Source organism: Ancylobacter radicis (assembly GCF_018449475.1).
Lineage (GTDB): Bacteria > Pseudomonadota > Alphaproteobacteria > Rhizobiales > Xanthobacteraceae > Ancylobacter > Ancylobacter radicis.
Window position 1 is genome coordinate 913817 of sequence record NZ_JAHCQH010000015.1, and the last position, 18255, is coordinate 932071.

Below are 18255 nucleotides of genomic sequence, written 5' to 3' on the forward strand. Positions count from 1 at the left end.
CCGGGCCGGACGCTGGGCAATAGTCCGCCTGTTCTCGGGTAAGAGGTCGGAAATGGTTCGATTCGGCTCGCTTTTGAAGGTCGTTCTGGCGCTGCTGGCGCTGGCGCCGGCCCTTCTCGTCGCCGCGCCGCCGGCGCGCGCCAATAACACCGGCGCGCTGATCGGCGGTCTGATCGGCGGCGCTATCATCGGCTCGGCCGTCACCGCCGCGACGCGCCCGCCACCGCCGCCGGCCTATTATTATCCCCCGCCGCCGCCGGCCTATTATCCGCCGCCGCCCCCGCCGCGGCCGGTCTATGGCCCGGGCTATTGCGGCGCGCCGCCCTATCCGCCCTGCCGCACCCCGGTCTACTGAGCGGGCGCTCGGCCTCGACCGCCTTGATACGCCTTCCGATATGTCACTGCTGAAGCGACGGGCTCCCTGAATGACGAATCCGGGCATGAAGAAACGGACCATGACGAATCGGGTCGCCCTTGCCGCGCTGTGGCTGATGGCCGGCACCGGCGCGGGCCTCGCGCAGACCGCCCCGGCACCGGGCGCGGCCGCGACCCCCGAGGCGCCCGCCACCCCGGTTGTTCCCGACCTTCCGCCGCCGGCCGACTGCACCTTCACCAAGGTGTTCGTCTGCGAGGCCGCGGCCGGCTGCGGCCCGGTGAAGGAACTCGGCACGATCGACCTGCCGGCGCGGATGCTGGTGCATTATCCCCAGCGCATCATTGCCAGCGTCTCGGATGAAGGCCTGCCGCATATCAGCGAGATCGTCGCGGTGTCGAGCGCCGGCGACAACATCACCTTGCAGGGCACGGATGGGCCGATCGGCTGGGTGATGCAGCTCTCCCGCTCGCAGTCGGGCGTGACGCTTACCACCGTGTCCCAGGACAAGGTGCTGACCTCCTTCGGCACCTGCAAGCCGGCGCCCTGAGCGCCGGCCCTCCGAGCATCAGCCCGCGCCGCGTCTTGTGACCGCGCGCAAGGCGCTTGCTCCTGACGCGCGGGCGACTATAGTCCGCGCCGCTTCGGCCCCGGCGCATCAGCCGGCCTTGCGGGTGTGGCGGAACCGGTAGACGCGGCGGACTCAAAATCCGTTTCTGGTGACAGAGTGTCGGTTCGAGTCCGACCACCCGCACCATTCCCCGCCATCAGCACCTTATGGTCGGGCGGTGGCCACCGGCCTTTTCTGCCCTTCCGGTCATTCGGCCTGCCAGGCGTACCAGCGTGTCCCGATCGCCTCGCGATGGATGGCCCAATAGTCCATGTCGAGAGTGATCTGCGAGGCGGTGTGCCGGCCGGGCAGGTTGGCGGCGACGTCTTTCGGCAGCAGCGCCGCCGACCGCACATTGACCGGGGCATAGCCGGTCTGCATGGCGAAGCCGGCCTGAGCCTCCGTGCTGGTCGCCTCGGCGATGAACTTCATCGCGGCGGTCTTGTTCTTGGAACCCTTGGGCACCACCAGCATGTCGGCCGCCACGAGATTCTGCCTCCAGGAGACGGCGATCTCCTCGCCGCGCTGCTCCAGCGCCAGCAGACGGCCGTTCCAGAACTGGCCGATCGGTGCCTCGCCTGAGGCCAGCAAATCCTGCGACTGGGCTCCCGTGCTCCACCATACGATGTGCTGCTTGATGGTGTCGAGCTTGCGGAAGGCGCGGTCGAGATCCAGCGGGTAGAGCTTGTCGGCCGGCACGCCATCGGCCAGCAGGGCGATCTCCAGCGCGCCCGGCGCCGACCATTTGTAGAAGGCGCGCTTGCCGGGATAGGTCCTTGTGTCGAACAGGTCGGCCCAGCTCCTCGGCGACCGGCCGCCCAGATGTGCCGGATCGAAGCCGAGCACGAAGGAATAATAGAAGCTGCCGACCGCGTGGTCGGTGACGAAGCGCGGGTCGATTTCCTTCCGGTCGACGATGGAGAAGTCGATCGGTTCGAGCAGCCCCTCCCTCGCGGCGGCGGCGGCGAAGTCGGCCTCCACATCCACCACGTCCCAGACGACATTGCCGCTCTCGACCATGGCTTTCAGCGTGGCGTAGTCGGTCGGGCCGTCCTCCCGGACGGCGATGCCGGTCCGGGCGGTGAAGGGAACGGCCCAATGGTCCCTTTGCGCGGCCTGCGTCGTGCCGCCCCAACTGGTGAAGACGATGGAGCCGGACTGCGCGGCGGCGATGCCGGCAAAGGCGGTGAGGGCAACGCCGGCGAGCCAGCCAATGCTGGAGATGCGCGACATGGTGTTCCCCCTCTGGGTTGACCGTGGCATTCGCACGCGCCGCAACGGGATGGGTCATCCCCAGCGTGCCCGAATACCCTCAACCTAACGGTGAGAACGCAGTCGGCAACAGGATCTTGTTCTCCATCGTCTCGATCAGCGCCTGGATCTTCGGCAGGAAGACCTGCCAGGCCGGGTCGGCGTTCAGCCGGGCGCGGCGTGCGGCGCGGTCGTCGAGGCTGGCATAGGCCCAGATATGGACGATCTCGTTGAGCGGGCCGATCTCGCTGGTGAAATAGCCGACGAGGTTGCCCAGATGGCTTTTCTGCAGGGCGATGCCCTCGTCCGCCACCAGCTTCACATAGGCCGGCACTGCGCCGGTCTTCAGCCGGTAGGTGCGCATCTCATAGAGCATGGGAGCCTCAACGCATGACGAAGGGATCGTCGATCGGCGCGTCGGAGGTGCGCAGCCAGACCGATTTGGTGCGGGTGTAGTCGCGGATCGATTCCGCCCCGCCCTCGCGCCCGAGGCCCGACTGGCCATAGCCGCCAAACGGCACGATGGGCGAGACCGCGCGGTAGGTGTTCACCCAGACAATGCCGGCGCGCAGCTTGCGGATCAGCCGGTGGGCGCGGGTCAGGTCGCGGGTGAAGACGCCAGCGGCGAGGCCGAACGGGCTGTCATTGGCTTTGGTGACGGCGTCCGCCTCATCGGTGAAGCCGATCACGCTGAGCACCGGGCCGAACAGTTCCTGCGCCGCACAGGGCACCTCATTGCCGGCACAGGCGAGAATGGTCGGCTGGTAGTAATTGCCGGCCGTGAACCCCTCCGCCCGCGCGCCGCCGGTGACGAGGGTGGCGCCGGCCGCAAGGCTCGCGGCCAGCACCTCCTCGATATGGGCGAGCTGACGGGCGGTGGCGAGCGGGCCCATCTCGGTTGCCGGGTCCTGCGGGTCTCCGATGCGGATGCGGCGCGCCTTGTCGGTGAGGATGGCGGTGAGTTTTTCGCGCACGCTCTCCTCGACGAAGAGGCGCGAGCCGGCGACGCAGCTCTGGCCGGAGGCGGCGAAGATGCCGGCCACCACGGCGTTCGCCGCGCTCTCCAGATCGGCATCGGCGAACACCAGCACGGGCGATTTGCCGCCGAGTTCCAGCGTCGTAAAAGCGAGGTTCTCCGCCGTGTTGCGCACCACATGGCGGGCGGTGGCCGGCCCGCCGGTGAAGGCCACGCGGGAGACGAGCTTATGGGCGGTGAGCGTCTTGCCGCATTCCTCGCCGAAGCCGGTGAGGATGTTGACCACGCCCGCCGGGAAGCCCGCCTCATGCACCAGCCGGGCGAAGGCGAGCAGCGGCGCCGGGCCTTCCTCGGAGGCTTTCAGCACGACGGTGCAGCCCGCCGCCAGCGCCGGGCCGAGCTTCACCGCCGAGAGGAAAAGCTGCGAGTTCCACGGCACAACGGCGGCGACGACGCCGATCGGCTCGCGGCGCAGCCAGGCTTCCATGTCCGGCTTGTCGACCGGCAGATGGGCGCCTTCCACCTTGTCGGCGAGGCCGCCGAAATAGCGATAATACTCCGCGACATAGCCGATTTGGGCGCGGGTCTCGCGGATGATCTTGCCGGTGTCGCGGGTCTCGAGCTCGGCGAGTTCCCCGGCATGGGCGGCCACGAGGTCGCCGAGCTTGATGAGCAGCTTGCCGCGCTGGGTGGCGGTGAGGTTCGCCCATGCCGGCGCGTCGAACGCCCGGTGGGCGGCCTCGACGGCGCGGTTCACGTCGGCGCTCGTGGCGGCCGGCATCACCGCCCAGGGCTGGCCGGTGGCCGGATCGAGGCTCTCGAAGCTCGCCCCGCCCGGCACGAAGGCGCCGTCAATATAGAGAAGGAAATCGTCGCGCAGGGTGGTCATCGAAAATCCCTCAATCCCTCAGGGAAAGCAGCCCTGCGTGCTTCGAGGCCGGTCTCCGACCGGCACCTCAGCATGACGATGGTCGCGGCTGAGTTGATGGCTTCGTCATCCTGAGGTGCCCGAGCAAAGCTCGGGCCTCGAAGGACGCAGAAGGCTGATGCCGGGATCGTCGTCATCGACCCCTCACGCCGCCACGGAGGCGGCTTGCGCGAAGGCGGGCATCACCTCGCGGATGAACCGTTCCAGCGACGTCTTCTTGCGGTCATGGCTGATGCCGGCGTCGATCCAGATGGAGAACTGGTCGAAACCCAGCGCCTCGTAACCTTTCAGCCGGCCGATCACCTCGTCGGGCGGGCCGATGACGAGGTTCCGGCGCATCACATCCGGGGCGTATTGGGGGACGGCGGCGCGCTCCTCGGGGGTGAGCGGGGCCATGATCGCCTGATGGATCGGGCGCTTATTGGCGAACCAGGCGCCGAACAGGCCGTACCAGGCGGAGAGATCGTCGGCGAGCCGCGCCGCCTCCGCCTCGCTGTCGGCGACGAAGCAATGTTGCAGCAGCATGATCTTCGGGCGCGGCACCTGCGGGTGGTCGGCCACCGCCGTGTTGAAACGCTCCATCAGGCTGGCCACCTCGCCATCGCCGGAGGCGAGTGGGGTCACCTGCACATGGCAGCCATTGGCCACCGCGAAGGCGTGGCTGTTGGGATCGCGCGCCGCGACCCAGATCGGCGGCCCGCCCGCCTGCACCGGCTTGGGCGAGGCGGTGGAGGTGGGGAAGCTGAAGAACTGCCCCTCATGGGCGTAATCGCCCTCCCAGAGCTTCCTCACCGCCGGCACCAGCTCGCGCATGCGCAGACCCGCGCCCATGGCGTCGAGGCCCGGCAGCATCCGCTCATATTCGAAACTATAGGCACCGCGCGCGACGCCGAGATCGAGCCGGCCCTGGCAGGCCACATCCATCATCGCCGCCTCGCCGGCCAGCCGGATTGGGTGCCAGAAGGGCGCGATGACATTGCCGGTGCCGAGGCGGATGGTCGAGGTCTTCGCCGCCAGATGGGCGAGCTGGATGAAGGGGTTCGGCGCGATGGTGAATTCCATCGCGTGGTGCTCGCCGATCCACACCGTCTCGAAGCCGGCGGCCTCGGCAATCAGCGCCAGCTCCTCCAGCTCGTCGAACAGCTGGCGGTGCGGGATGGCGGGATCGAGGCGCTCCATATGGACGAAGAGGGAGAACTTCATGGCGAGGATCCCGGTGCTGGTTCAGGCGGTGGTGGGTGGGACGGCGCCGGCGAGCGCGTGCACCCGCCCGCGCTCGGCATCGCCGACATAGATGCCGAAGGTGTCCTCGCGGCGCTCGCGCACATAGCGGGCCAGCATGGCGCGGGTCGCCTCGTCCGGCAGGCGCGCGAAGTCGATGGCCTCCAGCGGCACGAGGCGGGCGCCGGCAGCCGCGCGCGGCGTGCCCGCAAAGCCGCCGCGATAATAGATCGAGACGGTCGGCGGGGCGTCTTTCACGGCGGCCGGGGTCTCGAACACCGCGAACAGGAAGCTGAGTTCCCCCTCAATGCCGAGCCGGGCCAGCGCGCCGCGCAGGCTGCGCGGATTGCCGGCGGGCTCCAGGCACGCGCCGGTGGGCAGATCGAGGCCGCCCTTGCCGTCCTCGACCAGCAGCACGGCGCCATCCGATTCCAGGATCGCCCCGACGCGGGCGGGCTCGTCGCGCGTCGCCAGCGCCTGTTGCCCGAGCGCGAAATCGACATAGGCGCCGCGGCAATAACCGAGCGGCGCGGCGGGCGTCGCCCCGAAGCCCCGGACATGGCCGATCAGAATGACATGATCGCCGGCCTCGACCACCTCGTGGCGGGTGCAGTCGAACCAGGCGCTGGCGTCGGCGATCACCGGGTTGCCGGCCGGGCCGAGATGCCACGGCGCGCCGGCGAACTTGTCGGGGGATTTCGAGGCGAACAGCGCCGACACGTCCTTCTGGTCGGCGGCCAGCACCGAGACGGCGAAGCCCTGTGCCGCGCTGAACACCGGGAAGCTCGACGCGGTGCGGGCGAGGCAGATCAGGATCAGCGGCGGGTCGAGCGAGACGGAGGAGAAGGAATTGGCGGTGAAGCCGCGCATCTCGCCGGCCCCGTCGCGGGTCGTCACCACCGTCACCCCGGTGAGAAAGCTGCCGAGCGCCTGCCGGAAAGCCTTGGTGTCGAAGGCGGGAGTCACCTCGTCGAGAAAGGCGAGCAGCCGCGCATTCACCGCTGCGGGGGCGGTGAGGTTCATCATGTGGCGGGCGCCGGCCAGCACCTCGGCCTGCCCGCGCGGAGCAAGGGCGGCCATGGCCTGCGACATGGCCGGTGTCGAATTGGGGTCGCCATCGCCGGTCATGAACAAGGCGGGCACGGTCAGCGCCGGCAGCCGGTCACGATGGGCGGCGTCGGAGCGGGCGAACAGAGCATAGGTGCGGGCATAGCCAACCGGATCGCCGGCCGCGAGCAGGGCGGCCACGCGCGCCGCGCTGGCCTCCAGCGGCTCCGGCACCGGCGTGCCGAACCAGCGGCCGATGGCAGCTTCGTGTGAGGCCGTGGGACCCTCCTGCGCGAGACTTTCCGCGCGGGCGAGCACGGCATCGCGCTGCGCGCCGCTGCGGCAGAACACGGCGTTGAGCGCGGCGACGCCGCGTACGCGGGCGGGGTGCGACAGCGCGGTCTCCAGCGCCACCAGCGCGCCCATGGAATGGCCGATCAGCACCGCCGCCGGGATCGCCAGCGCGTCCATCAGGGCGATGATCGGGTCGGCATAATCCGACAGCCGCGCATCCTCCGGCGGCAGTGAGGAGCCGCCATGGCCGGGCATGTCGAGGGCGATCAGGTCGTAACGCTCGGCCAGCGCCTCGATCTGCGGCGCCCAGGCCTCGCCGGCCATGCCGACGCCGTGGATCAGCAGCACCACCGGGGCACCGGGCCGGCCGGCGCGCCGGTAGCTCAGGCTTGCGGGCGCGCCGTCGCGGGCGGCATAGGCGAGGGCGCGGCTCTCCGGCAGCGTTTCAGACAGGCGGGATTCGGGCGGGCGGGATTCAGACATGGGCGGCGTCGGAGGTTTCGAGCCCCTGGGTGGAGCCGAGTTCCTGCAGATCCTGATAGCGGTCGCCGATGCGGTGATGCGGGCGCCCGCCAATGGAGGCGCCGAGCGCGACCACGATCTCGTCCGGCGCCGGGGCGTCGTTGATGGAAAACTGGATGGTGAGATAATGCGAGCGGCGCCCCTCATCCAGCTTGTCCATCAGCGGGATAACGATGGGCGCGTTGGGCCCGCCGCGCATATTGGTGAAGGCGAGATAGCTCTTAGCGCCGACCGCCTTGCGGTAATGATTGCCGAAACGCAGCGTGTGGATCAGCGCCGAGGCGTGCTCGACCTCGCCGGAGGTGCCGACCAGCGCCGCCTTGCCGTAACCCTCCACCGCATCGCCGCCGCCGGTGAGCTTGAGCACGGCCTCGGTGAGCAGCGCGCCGAGTTGGGGGGCGATGGCGTGGATCTCGGGCTTCAGATCCTCGACAAAGCCGCGCCCGGCCCAGGGATTGGTCAGCACCGCCGCCGCCGCATAGAGATGCAGCGGCCGGGGAGCCGCGCGCCCGCCCTCGATCAGCGTGGTTTCCGAATAGGTGACGAGCTTGCGGAGCTGCAGCGGCATAGGCTGTCCTCTGGTGAGCCGTCCTGGGGGCATGCCCGGATGGGCTGTATTCATCGTCTTTGATATGATGGTATACCGTAAGACAATTGAGTCAATTGTCATCCCCCACCGCGCGGGCGACAAGGGGCGAATGGAGACGGGCATGGTCGCGATGACGGCAGTGAGCGGGGCGGGCGAGGAGATGAAGGTCGAGCGCAGCGTCACGCTGCGCAGCCTCACGCTCGAGAAAATGCGCGACGCCATTCTCGATTTCCGTTTCAAGCCGGGCGAGCGTCTGGTCGAACGCACGCTGTGCGAGCGGCTGGGGGTGAGCCGCAGCGTGGTGCGCGAGGTGCTGCGCCATCTGGAGGCCGAGGGGCTGGTCGAGACCATTCCCCATCAGGGCCCGGCGGTGACGCGGCCCGACCCGAAACAGGCGGCGCAGATCTACGAGATACGCGGCCTGCTGGAGAGCGAGGCGGCGCGTGCCTGCGCGCTGACCGCCAGCGCGGCCGACATTGCCGCCCTCGGCGCGGCGATCGACGACATCGACGCCGCCTTCCGCACCGGCAGCCCGCGCGAGGTGCTGCGCCGCACGACCGAATTCTACGAGAAGCTGTTCGTCGCCGCCGGCAAGCAGGTGGCGTGGGACGTGGTGCGCTCGCTCAATGCGCGCATCAACCATCTGCGCTCCATGACCATCGCCGCCGAAGGACGCCATGAGGCGGCCATCGCCGAGATGCGGGCGCTGCACGGCGCGCTCGCCCGGCGCGACGGGGCCGCGGCCTATGAGGCCAGCCGCGCCCATGTGGCGAGCGTGGCGCAGCTCTCCCATAGCATTCTCGGCACGCTGTGACCCGCCAGCGCCTCGCTTTGCACCCGCTGGCGCGCTTGTGACTGGCGCTGGCGCCCGCGGCGAGGCCAAGTGACGGGGCCGTGTGATCGGACGTCAAGACATTTTGCCGGCTATTTATCTCGCAAGGCGAACGAGGCAGCACGCGATGGCGACGGTTCTGGTGACGGGCGGCTCCGGCTTCATTGCCGCCCATGTCATGCTGCGGCTGCTCGGCGCCGGGCATGAGGTGCGGGCCTCGCTGCGCGATCCGCGCCGCGCGGCCGGGGTGCTGGCGATGCTGCAGGCCGGCGGGGGCACGCCGGGCGACGCGCTCTCCTTCGTCACCGCCGATCTGCTTGAGGATGCCGGCTGGGACCGCGCCGTGGAGGGCGCCGACTATGTCCTGCACGTCGCCTCGCCCTTTCCCGCCGGCGTGCCCGACGACCCGGACGAGCTGATCCGTCCCGCCCGCGAGGGCACGCTGCGCGTGTTGAGGGCGGCGCGGAAGGCCGGCGTGAAGCGGGTCGTCGTCACCTCCTCCTTCGCCGCCATCGGCTATGGCCATGAGGGGCGCGGTCCCGACGGGACGCTCTATGACGAGACCGACTGGACCGTGCCCGACGCGCCCGACGTGCAGCCCTATATGGCCTCCAAGACGCTGGCTGAGCGCGCGGCGTGGGCGTTCATGGCCGAGAAGGGCGGGCCGATGGAGCTGGCCGTGGTCAATCCGGTGGCGGTATTCGGCCCCGCGCTCGGGCCGGACCTGTCGACCTCGGTCAGCCTGATCAAGGCGCTGCTCGACGGCCGGCTTCCCGCCGTGCCGCGCATCCATTTCGGCGTGGTCGACGCGCGCGACGTGGCCGAACTCCATCTGCGGGCGATGACCGAGCCGGTGGCGGCCGGGCAGCGTTTTCTGGCCACGGCCGGCGGCAGCGTCTCGCTGCACACCATCGCCCGGCTGCTGCGGCGCGAACTGGGCCCAGTGGCGCGCCGCGTGCCGCGTATCGAGCTGCCGGACATGCTGGTGCGCCTGGCCGCGCTCGCGCTCCCTATGGCCCGCGCGGCGGTGCCGCAGCTCGGCCGCCGGCGCGAGGGCTCCTACGCCAAGGCGCAATCCCTGCTCGGCTGGACGCCGCGTTCCATGGAGGAAGCGGTTCTCGCCAGCGCCGAGAGCCTGTCCGCCCTCGGCCTGGTCGGCCGCTGAGGCGAATCAGGCGGCCGGTGTCGGCCTCAGATAGGCGAACATGTGCGGCACGTAATCCGCCTTGCCGATCGCGACGCCCTCATGGCGCAGGATCGCATAGGCCGTGACGACGTGGAAATAGAACTGCGGCAGCGCCCAGTCGCGGGCATATTGCTCGCCCGTCAGGTCGAAGGCGATGCCGCCGGGAAGCTCCAGCGCGATCGGCAGCGACGCGCCGTCATCAAGCGCGCCAGCCGACAGAGCCTCGAGCCGGGACAGCGCCTCGCGCAGGCGGGCGCGCGCCTCGGCCAGCGAACCCGGCGTGTCGCCGGCCGCCCGGCCCTCGGCGGCGACGGCGGCCAGCCCGGCGGGAATGGCTTCGCCGCGTAGCCGGTAGGTCGCTTCCTGGGCCTGAAAGGCGGAAAAGCGGATCTGCGAGGCCAGCGGGAACATGTCCGGCGCCAGACGCGCGGCAAGCAGCGCCTCCGCCCGCTCGGGCATTTGCTGCTCGGCCTTGTCCAGCAGGGCCAGCAGCGTGGTCAGCATCTGGCGATAGGTCGGCAGGAGAAGGCTGCTCAGCGACATGGTCTCTCCGTGTGTCCGCACGCCGGAAGGCGCCTCAGCCCGGCGTGCCCGCCGGCTGCTGCTGGGTGATGCAGTGGATGTTGCCGCCGCCGAGCACGATCTCGCGGGTCGGCAGGCCGATCACCTCCCGGTCCGGGAACAGCCCGCCGAGGATGATGCGGGCCTTCTCGTCGGTCGCCGGATCGAGCAGCGGCATCAGCACGAAGCCGTTGCCGAGGTAGAAATTGGCGTAGGAGGCGCCGAGCCGCTCCTGCGCATGGCGCTGATAGGCATTGTCCACCGGCGCCTCGGTGATCGCTTCCTGCGGCGCGCGGTAGAGCGGGCCGGGCAGCGGCAGCTTGACCACCTCGATGGCGCGCCCGCGCGCGTCGGTCGCCCGGCTCAGGCGCTCAAGGGCATCGACCGAGATGGCGTGCTGCGGATCGGCCGGGTCGTCGCACCAGGTGAGCGCGACCACGCCCGGCCGCACGAAGCAGGCGAGATTGTCGATATGGCCGGAGGTCTCGTCCTCGGTGAGGCCGGCGCCGAGCCAGATCACGCGGGACACGCCGAGATAGTCGCACAAATGCCGCTCGATCTCCTCGCGGGTGAGAGCGGGGTTGCGGTTGGGGTTGAGCAGGCATTCCTCGGTGGTCAGTACCGTGCCTTCGCCATCGACATGGATCGAGCCGCCCTCCAGCACGAGGGGCGCGTCATAGCGCGGCGTGCGCTCGATCTCGGCCATCTTGGCGGCGATCAGCTCGTCCTGGTCGCAGGGCGCGTAGAGCCCGCCCCAGGCATTGAACTGCCAGTTCACCGCGCGCACCCGGCCGGCCGCATCGGTGACGAAGGTGGCGCCGCAATCCCGGCACCAGGAATCGTCGGAGGACGTCTCGATGACGCGCACCGTGTCCGGCAGCGACGCCCGCGCGCGCTCCCATTGCGCGGCGGAGGCGATCATGGTCACCGGCTCGAACCGGGCGATGGCGGTGGCGACCGCGACGAACGCCTCCTGCGCCGGGCTGGCGCCGTCGCGCCAATTGTCCGGCCGCTCGGGCCAGATCATCCAGGTGCCGGCATGCGGCTCCCATTCGGCGGGCATGCGGAAGCCGTCGGCGGCGGGCAGGCTGGTGAGGATGGTGGTCATCGTTCAGGCCGCCCCGTGCGAGATATGGCGCCCGTCCATCGACAGCAGCGGCCCGTAGAGTTCCGGCCGGCGGTCGCGGAACACGCCCCAGCTGCGGCGCTGCTGGGCGATGGCGTCGAGATCGAAAGTGGCGGTGATGACGCCCTCGTCGGCGCGGCCGGCTTCCGCCAGCTTGGCGCCGGTCGGGTCGGCGATGAAGGAGGAGCCGTAGAAGGTGATCTGCGTCCCGTCGCGCCCCGGCTCGGTGCCGACGCGGTTGGAGGCGATCAGCGGCATCAGGTTCGCCCCGGCATGGCCCTGCATCACCCGCTGCCAGTGGGCGGCGGAATCGAGGCTCGGGTCCTGCGGCTCGGAACCGATGGCGGTGGGGTAGAGCAGCACTTCCGCGCCCATCAGCGCCATGGCGCGGGCGCATTCGGGGAACCACTGGTCCCAGCAGATGCCGACGCCGATGCGCCCGACCGCCGTGTCCCACACCTTGAAGCCGGTATCGCCGGGCGAGAAATAGAACTTCTCGGTGTAGCCCGGCCCGTCCGGTATGTGGCTCTTGCGGTAGACGCCGCGCGTCGCGCCATCGGCGTCGAGGATGGCGATGGAGTTGAAGGCGGACTGCCCGGCGCGCTCGAAGAAGCTCACCGGCAGCACGACGCCCAGCTCTCGGGCCAGCGCGGCGAAATGGCCGATCAGCCGGTTGCCTTCCAGCGGCTGGGCGAGAGCGTGGAATTCATGGAGCTGGTCCTGGCAGAAATAGGGCGTCTCGAACAGCTCCTGCAGCAGGATGAGCCGTGCCCCGCCAGCGGCGGCCTCGCGCACCAGCGCCTCGGCGCGGGCGATATTGGCCTCGATATCCCAGCCGCAGCGCATCTGCGTGGCGGCGACAGTCAGGCGGCGCATTCTCGTCTCCGGGGCCGATGGCGGCAAAGCGCGGGCGGGGGCGGATCAGTTGACCACGCGCAGCGGCTTTTCCAACACCTGCAGCACGCGCGCAAGCTCCTGCCCGCGCTTGAGGATGAGCCCGGTCTGCGACACCACCGTGTAGGCGCCCTGCTTGCGGGCAAGGCGCGGGTCCTTCTCGATGCGGTAGATCGGCACCTCGGCGGCGCGGCGGAAAATGGAGAACACCGCGCGATCGCGGGTGAAGTCGATGGCGTAGTCGCGCCATTCGCCGATGGCGACCATGCGGCCATAGAGGTCGAGGATGCGGTCGAGCTCGCGGCGATCGAAGGTGACGAGATCGACGCGGCCGGCCGGGGAGGCTATGGGATCGGTCTCCGCCACGGGCGTCCTCCGGGTTGCGCGCGGTGCGTGGACCGCGGTTCATTCATCCGTTTGTCATGATCGCCCCGCCGGTGGCGCGGTTCAAGCCGGGGGACGGGAATTTGACGCGGGGAGCGTTCGGACCTTCTCGCGTCATCCCGACCCTCACGCCGTCATCCCCGGGCTTGACCCGGGGATCCACGACTTCGGCCGGGTGCGCGCGTGGCAAGACGTGGATGGCCGGGTCAAGCCCGGCCATGACGGTGTGTGGGCGGGAAGCGTGGGGCGAGAGGTGGCGACGGCTGGTCGCGGCCGTCACCCGCCAGCAACATGCGGCAAAGAACGATCACGGCCTCGTTAACCGAAAACACAGCGCCGCCCGAATTCAGCCGTGGCGCCGCCAAGGGCCGACGCCATCTTATCTTCACAGCGTCGGGCCGGTTCGCACAGCGCATCGGTTTCCCAGCCCCCCAGCCCCCCGCGGCGTGATGCGGGCCGGCCTGGCGCTCGTTCTAGGTTCAATCCCCGAATTGCTCTCAGGGCTGGCAGAAATGCCGGCCCTTTTTCTTATGCCGCCGCCGTCGTTGACGATGAAATGAAGAAAGATATTATCGAAAATCATTTGATCCTCCGAGGCACCATAATTTTATATGGCCATTCGGATAAATTCCGAGATGGTAGGTTATGCGATATATTTTTATGGATGAGGCAGGAACGTCAGCAAAAGAGCCAGTTACTGTTGTTGTTGGTTTGATTGCAGATGCAGATGCTCATGTGATGGTAGCTGAAAGATTAGTTAATGAAATATTAGGAGGGGTTCCGGATCAACATAAAGACGGCTTTACTTTTCATGCGATGCAAGTTTTTGGTGACAAAAAATATCAGAATGGTTGGTCTATTACCGATAGACTTCATATTTTAAAAAGTATGATGAGCATACCACGGCGAGTAGGTATGGCAGTTGCAGTTTCGATAAATTTTAGAGGTGCTGCCGATTATAGCAAAAATCCACTTTCAAAAGTTTTAAATAATTCTCAATTTGATCATTTGCAGGCGTTCAGTATTTGTTTGGCTGTTGTAGACAGGAACATTCGTAGACACGCAGGCCCAAATGAAGTGGCTACCGTTGTTGCAGAAGATATTCCGGAGATGCGAAAATTTCTAAAATCTATTCCACATATATATCGTGACAATCCAATTCATATCCCGCCTGATATGTTACGACAGACGGATAAAGATAAGGCAGCCGGATACAACCTCCAAAGTGGAGAGTTACGTATTACCCGCATCCGAAATTCGGTTCATTTTGTCGAAAAATCTGAAGACCCGCTCATTCAAGTTGCCGACGCGTGCGCGTATGGATTTAGGCGTTACTTCGCCACCGAAAAATTTGGAACTGATTTTGCCGATGCCATACTAGGAGATCATCGAATTGCCGCGAACTTTGCTCCACCCGGAGGATGTGAATGTTGGTGGCCTAGAAAGTGATAAAATCAGGTCAAATTGCTAGAACCTTGCCGACTCATGCAAATTGGCCGTGCTTCATTATGAGTGTCGGAGCTACTTCAGCGGGGTCAGCGCAGCGCCGACAATGGCGCCGGGCTCGCTGAAGCTGCCGGACTGCACGAGCACGGCGACCTGATCGGCCTTGAAGTCCGGCGGCACTTTCAGCGTGGTTTCATAGGTCGATTCGGCACCGTCCCAATCGCCGAGCTTCACCCAGCCGCGCACCACATTGTGGTAGGTGATGTGGGTGCCTTCATTCTCGCCGCGGCCGATCTCGACATCCATCCGGCTCGCCACCGGGCACAGCCAGATCTCGCCGGCGACGATGCCGGCCGGGGCCTTGCCGACCGTGACATGGAGCTTGCCCTCCCGCGTCTCGACCGCGACCGGCACGCTCGGGCGCGGTGCCTTGGCAATGGCGCGTTCCACGGCGGCGCCGTCCGAGCCGATGGCCATGGCCGCGCCATTCACCACCGCCTGCGGGGTGAACATCTTGCCGTCGCCGCGCGCCTTGGCATAGGCCTTCTGGCGCAGCGAATGGCCGTGCTTGGCCAGCGTGTCCTTCCAGCCGAGATAGTCCCAGTAATCGACCGAGAGCGAGAGCACGATCACGTCGCGCCGGGTCTCGATCATCTCGCCCATCAGCTTGTCGGCCGGCGGACAGGACGAGCAGCCCTGGCTGGTGAACAGCTCGATCACCGCCTTGGGCGCCGTGATCGGCTGCGGCGCGGGGATGTGCTCGCCATCCGTCCTGGCAGGGGTCGCGGCCGGGGCGGCGGTTTCCTGCGCCCGCGCGGCGGGGGCGACAAGCGCGGCGGCCAGAGTGCCGGCGATGAAGGCGGCGACCGCGAGACCCGCCGCACGCCGATCCGTCCCGTGCCGCCCGTCCGCCCACCGCTCCAGCCGGCGCCGCGCAGCGCCGGAGGGCGTGGTGGGACGCAGGCGGGGGAGGTCGGCGAGATCGGTCATGTCGTGCGGATCGTCCATCAGGGGCCCCATCCGACAGGGGCCGCAGACCAAGCGGGAACGGCTAGGCAATAGGACGACGGGCCGGCCGGCACCAGTCACATTCGTTTGTCGCCGCCGCACGGAAAGGTGAAGCGGCGAAGGCGGATGGCAGCCGGATATGGAAAGGCCGGCGCCGGATCGCTCCGGGCCGGCCCTTCGATGTCAGAACCCTCAGGCCGCGAGGTTGCGCAGCACGTAGGGCAGGATCCCGCCATTGCGGAAATAATCCAGCTCGTCCAGCGTATCGATGCGGCAGGTGAGCGGGACGTTCTTGACCGTGCCGTCGGCGAAGACGATCTCGGCGATCAGCGTCTGGCGCGGCTTGAGGTCGCCCTCGATGCCCTTCAGCGTGACGATCTCGTCGCCCTTGATGCCGAGCGACTGCCAGCTCTCGTCATTCTGGAACACCAGCGGCACGATGCCCATGCCGACCAGGTTCGAGCGGTGGATGCGCTCGAAGCTCTGGGCCACGACGGCGCGGATGCCGAGCAGCTTGGTGCCCTTGGCCGCCCAGTCGCGCGAGGAGCCGGTGCCGTATTCCTTGCCGGCGAAGACGACGGTGGGCACGCCTTCCTGCTTGTAGAGCATGGCCGCGTCGTAGATCGGCATCACCGTGCCGTCCGGCCAATGCTTGGTGAAGCCGCCTTCCTTGCCGTCCAGCATCTGGTTCTTGATGCGGATATTGGCGAAGGTGCCGCGCATCATCACTTCATGATTGCCGCGCCGCGTGCCGTACTGGTTGAAGTCGGCCGGGCGGACCTGATGATCGCGCAGATAGGCGCCGGCCGGGCTGGTTTCCTTGATCGAGCCGGCGGGCGAGATGTGGTCGGTGGTGATCGAGTCGAGGAACAGGCCCATCACCCGCGCCGAGAGGATGTCGGTGACCGGCTCCGGCTCCATCTTCATGCCCTCGAAATAGGGCGGGTTCTGCACATAGGTGGAACGGTCGTCCCAGGCATAGGTCTCGCCGAGCGGAATGGCGATCTTCTGCCAGTTCTCGTCGCCCTTGAAGACGTCGGCATACTTCTCCTGGAACATCTTCTTGGTGACGTTCTCGCGGATGAAGGTCGCGATTTCCTGGTTCGAGGGCCAGATGTCCCGCAGATAGACCGGCTGGCCGTCAGTGCCGGTGCCGAGCGGCTCGGTGGTGAGGTCCACCTGCAGCGAGCCGGCAATGGCATAGGCGACCACGAGCGGCGGGGAGGCGAGGTAGTTCGCCTTCACGTCCGGGTTCACGCGGCCTTCGAAGTTGCGGTTGCCGGAGATGACGGCGCCGGCCACGAGGTCGTTCTTGTTGATCGCCTCGGAGATGTTCTCCGGCAGCGGGCCGGAATTGCCGATGCAGGTGGTGCAGCCGAAGCCGACCAGGTTGAAGCCCAGCGCGTCGAGGTCCTTCTGCAGGCCGGCGGCGTTGAGATAGCCTTCGACCACCTGCGAGCCCGGCGCCAGCGAGGTCTTCACCCACGGCTTGGAGGTGAGGCCCTTGGCCGCCGCGTTGCGGGCCAGCAGGCCGGCGGCGATCAGCACCGAGGGGTTTGACGTGTTGGTGCAGGAGGTGATGGCGGCGATCGTCACGTCGCCATGGCCGAGCGTGAAGTCGGCATCGGCGACCGGCACGCGCTTGCCCGCCTCGCCCGGCTTCTTGAACTCGCCTTCCAGCGCGGCGATGAAGCCTTCCTTGGTGCCGGAGAGCAGCACCCGGTCCTGCGGCCGCTTGGGGCCGGCGAGGGAGGGCAGCACGGTGCCGATATCCAGCTCGAGGATGTCGGTGAACACCGGATCGGCGATGCCCTCATGGCGCCACATGCCCTGCGCCTTGGAATAGGCCTCGACTAGCGCGATGCGCTCATCGGTGCGGCCGGTCTCGTCGAGATAGGCGATGGTCTCGCCATCCACCGGGAAGAAGCCGCAGGTCGCGCCATATTCCGGCGCCATGTTGCCGATGGTGGCGCGGTCGGCGAGCGAGAGATGGTCGAGGCCGGGGCCGAAGAATTCGACGAACTTGCCGACCACGCCCTTCTTGCGCAGCATCTGCGTCACGGTCAGCACGAGGTCGGTGGCGGTGATGCCCTCGTTCATGCGGCCGGTGAGCTTGAAGCCGATCACCTCGGGAATGAGCATCGACACGGGCTGGCCGAGCATGGCGGCTTCCGCCTCGATGCCGCCGACGCCCCAGCCGAGCACGCCGAGGCCGTTGACCATGGTGGTGTGCGAATCGGTGCCGACGCAGGTGTCGGGATAGGCGACGGTTTGCCCGTCCTCATCCTTGGTCCACACCGTCTGGGCGAGATATTCCAGATTGACCTGGTGGCAGATGCCGGTGCCCGGCGGCACCACGCGGAAATTGTCGAAGGCCGACTGGCCCCATTTCAGGAAGCGGTAGCGTTCCTGGTTCTGCTTGTATTCCTCCTCGACATTCTTGCCGAAGGCGGCGGCGTTGCCGAAGAAGTTGACGATCACCGAATGGTCGATGACCAGATCGACCGGCACCAGCGGGTTGATGCGCTTGGGGTCGCCGCCGAGATTGACCATCGCGTCGCGCATGGCGGCGAGGTCGACCACGGCCGGCACGCCGGTGAAGTCCTGCATCAGCACACGGGAGGGGCGATAGGCAATCTCGCGCTCCTCCTTGCCGCGGTTGATCAGCCAGTCCTTGATGGAGACGATGTCCTTCTTCGTCACCGTTCGTCCGTCCTCGAACCGCAGCAGGTTCTCGAGCAGCACCTTCATCGAGAAGGGCAGCGCGGAAACACCGTCCAGGCCGTTTTTCTCGGCATCCGGCAAGCTGTAATAGACGTAGGACTTGGTTCCGACGGTGAGGATTTTCCGGCTTTTGAAGCTGTCGAGCGACGTCACGGCAGACTGATCCCCGCTAGTATGTGGCACGGATGCGAGAGGCCTTGGAAGGAAGAGGCCGGGCGGGCTATAGCTCGCGGCCCAAGCCAAGGGCGATGGCGCATCGTTCAGCTTTCTATATAGAGCCATT

17 protein-coding genes and 1 tRNA gene are annotated in these 18255 nt (G+C 67.5%); 6 read left to right on the top strand and 12 right to left on the bottom strand.

Going from position 1 to position 18255, the window contains the following annotated elements:
- The first annotated feature begins 52 nt into the window (after positions 1-52).
- The 3 genes from KIP89_RS10315 (at position 53) to KIP89_RS10325 (ending at position 1130) form a co-directional block, all read left to right on the top strand.
- Positions 53-355 carry a hypothetical protein gene (locus KIP89_RS10315; protein ID WP_213755266.1) on the top strand — a complete coding sequence of 101 codons (303 nt, stop codon included), beginning with the start codon at positions 53-55 and terminating at the stop codon, positions 353-355.
- A gap of 100 nt (positions 356-455) precedes the next feature.
- On the top strand, positions 456-923 hold the full coding sequence (locus KIP89_RS10320) for a hypothetical protein (protein ID WP_213755267.1): 468 nt from the start codon (positions 456-458) through the stop codon (positions 921-923).
- Between the two features lie 120 nt (positions 924-1043).
- Positions 1044-1130 (top strand) — tRNA-Leu (locus tag KIP89_RS10325).
- 60 nt (positions 1131-1190) lie between these two features.
- On the opposite strand, the gene KIP89_RS10330 is transcribed toward KIP89_RS10325, so the two are convergent.
- The 6 genes from KIP89_RS10330 to KIP89_RS10355 all read right to left on the bottom strand — a co-directional run bounded on the left by KIP89_RS10330 (position 1191) and on the right by KIP89_RS10355 (position 7790).
- On the bottom strand, positions 1191-2216 hold the full coding sequence (locus KIP89_RS10330) for an ABC transporter substrate-binding protein (protein WP_213755268.1): 1026 nt from the start codon (positions 2214-2216) through the stop codon (positions 1191-1193).
- A gap of 79 nt (positions 2217-2295) precedes the next feature.
- Positions 2296-2610 carry an NIPSNAP family protein gene (locus tag KIP89_RS10335; RefSeq protein WP_213755269.1) on the bottom strand — a complete coding sequence of 105 codons (315 nt, stop codon included), beginning with the start codon at positions 2608-2610 and terminating at the stop codon, positions 2296-2298.
- Positions 2611-2617: 7 nt separating this feature from the next.
- On the bottom strand, positions 2618-4099 hold the full coding sequence (locus tag KIP89_RS10340) for an aldehyde dehydrogenase (RefSeq protein WP_213755270.1): 1482 nt from the start codon (positions 4097-4099) through the stop codon (positions 2618-2620).
- Between the two features lie 183 nt (positions 4100-4282).
- Entirely contained in the window at positions 4283-5341 is a 1059-nt protein-coding gene (locus KIP89_RS10345; RefSeq protein WP_213755271.1) for an LLM class flavin-dependent oxidoreductase, read from the bottom strand.
- Between the two features lie 21 nt (positions 5342-5362).
- Positions 5363-7183: an alpha/beta fold hydrolase gene (locus KIP89_RS10350; protein ID WP_250152305.1), complete on the bottom strand. Its 1821-nt coding sequence runs from the start codon at positions 7181-7183 to the stop codon at positions 5363-5365.
- Complete coding sequence (locus KIP89_RS10355; RefSeq protein ID WP_213755272.1) at positions 7176-7790, bottom strand: amino acid synthesis family protein; 615 nt, start codon at positions 7788-7790, stop codon at positions 7176-7178. Before KIP89_RS10355 ends, KIP89_RS10350 begins: the two co-directional genes overlap by 8 nt.
- Before the next feature lie 142 nt (positions 7791-7932).
- Here KIP89_RS10355 and KIP89_RS10360 point away from each other — a divergent pair, with 142 nt between their 5' ends.
- Positions 7933-8625: a GntR family transcriptional regulator gene (locus KIP89_RS10360; protein WP_213755273.1), complete on the top strand. Its 693-nt coding sequence runs from the start codon at positions 7933-7935 to the stop codon at positions 8623-8625.
- 145 nt (positions 8626-8770) lie between these two features.
- A complete protein-coding gene (locus KIP89_RS10365; RefSeq protein WP_213755274.1) occupies positions 8771-9808 on the top strand; it encodes an SDR family oxidoreductase in 1038 nt (345 codons plus the stop codon).
- Positions 9809-9814: 6 nt separating this feature from the next.
- Here the strand turns inward: KIP89_RS10365 and KIP89_RS10370 are convergent, their stop codons facing one another.
- Genes KIP89_RS10370 through KIP89_RS10385 form a run of 4 tightly spaced genes read right to left on the bottom strand, consistent with a single transcriptional unit; the run spans position 9815 to position 12776 of the window.
- Positions 9815-10372, bottom strand: a complete 558-nt coding sequence (locus tag KIP89_RS10370; protein WP_213755275.1) for a DUF1993 domain-containing protein — start codon at positions 10370-10372, stop codon at positions 9815-9817.
- A gap of 34 nt (positions 10373-10406) precedes the next feature.
- Positions 10407-11498, bottom strand: coding sequence for an agmatine deiminase (aguA, locus tag KIP89_RS10375; RefSeq protein ID WP_213755276.1), 1092 nt, complete (start codon positions 11496-11498; stop codon positions 10407-10409).
- A gap of 3 nt (positions 11499-11501) precedes the next feature.
- The gene (gene aguB / locus KIP89_RS10380) at positions 11502-12392 is read right to left on the bottom strand and encodes an N-carbamoylputrescine amidase (protein WP_213755277.1); all 891 of its coding nucleotides are present in this window, start codon (positions 12390-12392) and stop codon (positions 11502-11504) included.
- Positions 12393-12437: 45 nt separating this feature from the next.
- Positions 12438-12776 carry a DUF2794 domain-containing protein gene (locus tag KIP89_RS10385; protein WP_213755278.1) on the bottom strand — a complete coding sequence of 113 codons (339 nt, stop codon included), beginning with the start codon at positions 12774-12776 and terminating at the stop codon, positions 12438-12440.
- Positions 12777-13454: 678 nt separating this feature from the next.
- Between KIP89_RS10385 and KIP89_RS10390 the strand changes: the two genes are divergently transcribed.
- Positions 13455-14243, top strand: coding sequence for a DUF3800 domain-containing protein (locus KIP89_RS10390; protein WP_213755279.1), 789 nt, complete (start codon positions 13455-13457; stop codon positions 14241-14243).
- A gap of 72 nt (positions 14244-14315) precedes the next feature.
- On the opposite strand, the gene KIP89_RS10395 is transcribed toward KIP89_RS10390, so the two are convergent.
- Both KIP89_RS10395 and acnA read right to left on the bottom strand, forming a co-directional pair.
- The gene (locus KIP89_RS10395; protein ID WP_250152306.1) at positions 14316-15248 is read right to left on the bottom strand and encodes a DUF1223 domain-containing protein; all 933 of its coding nucleotides are present in this window, start codon (positions 15246-15248) and stop codon (positions 14316-14318) included.
- A gap of 192 nt (positions 15249-15440) precedes the next feature.
- Positions 15441-18125, bottom strand: coding sequence for an aconitate hydratase AcnA (gene acnA / locus KIP89_RS10400; RefSeq protein ID WP_213755280.1), 2685 nt, complete (start codon positions 18123-18125; stop codon positions 15441-15443).
- Between the last annotated feature and the right edge of the window lie 130 nt (positions 18126-18255).